Below are 2025 nucleotides of genomic sequence, written 5' to 3' on the forward strand. Positions count from 1 at the left end.
ATTCGTCAGACTTAAGTGAACCGCCTAGTGCGGAACCGCATGCTAGGTGGTGTGAGAGGTCGGGGGTTAATCACCCCCTCCTACTCGATTTGTTCAATTTTCTCTTTATCACGTATAGGATGAACTACCTTCATTATATTCGTCCTCCTCCAAGTACTTAAAGTTTAGCATAAACAACAGTAACAAAGTAGTCAATTGATCTACTGAATTTAGAAAGGAAGTGAAGTATGAAAATTTCACATCACATTGATAAGTATGGTTTTTGTCCAGTTACAGAACCGTATGAACGCCAACGGGCAATCCGAATTTATTCCAAACTAGTTATGCAGATTGAAGACCTGAAAGAGAAAAGAGAGTGGCTTCTAAAGCTCAAGCAATTAAAGCGAATTGAGAGGGCTGAGAATGATGTACTTTATTTCATGTACCAATACCTATCAGCGGACATGAATCCAAACTTTGAAGACCCTCTGGTTCCGACAGGTGTTTCTTTAGAAGATGCACCCGATTTTCATAGGGAATTGACTAGTATGTTAAATGTGGTGTCTGGTGAAGAAGTAAATAAAAGGGTTGCTTGGGCTTCTCCTCGTGGTTCAGCAAAGTCGGCATATCTGAGTAACTGTTTTCCGCTTCATCAAGTGGTATTCCAAAAGCGAAAATATATTTTGATTATCTCTGAAACTGACTCTATGTCAAAGAAGTTTATTGAATATGTGGCTAATACTCTAAAGTTCAATGAATTACTAAGAGAAGATTTTGGAGAGCTACTTTCACCAAAGAGCGTATTAAACGAGAGAGATAATCAAGAAGCGTTCCTAACAAAAGCTGGAACTCTAGTAGAGTCAGCATCAATGGGAAAGCAACTTCGAGGAAAGAGAAATGGTTCCTACAGACCTGATCTCGTTATCATGGACGATATGGAAAGTCAACGGAACACAAATACAGTAGACTTACGGGATAAAAACTTACATTGGTTTAATTCGGTGGTGATGCCGATAGGAGATCCACAACGAACGGGATTTATATACATGGGAACAGCGGTTCATCAATCTGGACTACTTTTTGAGGTTATGAATCGCCCTGATTTCCAACCAAAATTATTTTCTGCTGTTATCAACCCACCTGAACGATTAGATTTATGGGATATGTTTCAAGAGATATTGCAAGATAGGGAAAATCCAGATCGTAAAGAAACAGCACTTGCTTTCTATGAAATGAACAGGGAAGAAATGGACAAAGGTGTAAAGGTTTTGTGGGAAGCACGTTTCTCTTATTTACAACTGATGCTAGAGAAGGCAAGTATGACGAGTAAATCTTTTGCTTCCGAGTTTTTGAACAATCCAATTGATGAGGATTCTCAAATATTTAATACTAGCAATATGATGTTTTGGGATTACGGTGACTTAGACGATTTAAGCCTTGAAATTTTCGGCAGTTGGGATATGGCATTTGGTAAGTCGAATCGAGCAGACTTTAATGCAGTTGTTATTGTGGGGCGTGAACGAAAAACAGGAGTACTATACATTTTGCATACTTGGGCTGAAAAGTGTCCTGCTCATATCGCTTTAACTAAGGTAATTGAACTAATAAAGGAATACAACCCGAAACAATTTGCAGTTGAAACTGTACAGGCACAGTTTGATCTATACAGACAACTCCAAGAAAAATTGGCTAAAGAAAAGGCATACTTTACTAAATTAAAACCAATTACAACTAACCGTTCTCATGGCAAGAAAGAAGAACGTATTGAGCAGTTAGAACCATTATTTGAACACGGAGTTATTAGACCTCACAAATCACAAAGGTTACTACTAGAACAATTAGAAATGTTCCCCTTTGCAGATTATGATGATCTTCCAGACTCTTTGCAGATGGCAGTTTCTTTGTGTTCTCTTCAATCAAGGAAGCGGTGGCATAAAAAGCCTACAGGTTTATGAACTGCACCCCAATTGTTGGACACGAAATTAAAACCCAACAGTTGGAGGTGCTTTTTCTATGGCTAAATATTCATTAGAAACAAAATTGAAA

General features: G+C 38.2%; 1 protein-coding gene. It reads left to right on the forward strand.

Annotated elements, in window-relative coordinates; translation table 11 throughout:
- Positions 1-227: 227 nt before the first annotated feature.
- The gene (terL, locus tag EDD57_RS14190; protein ID WP_131850067.1) at positions 228-1934 is read left to right on the forward strand and encodes a phage terminase large subunit; all 1707 of its coding nucleotides are present in this window, start codon (positions 228-230) and stop codon (positions 1932-1934) included.
- Positions 1935-2025 lie beyond the last annotated feature (91 nt).

Source organism: Baia soyae, from assembly GCF_004341445.1.
Taxonomy (GTDB): Bacteria; Bacillota; Bacilli; order Thermoactinomycetales; family Thermoactinomycetaceae; genus Baia; species Baia soyae.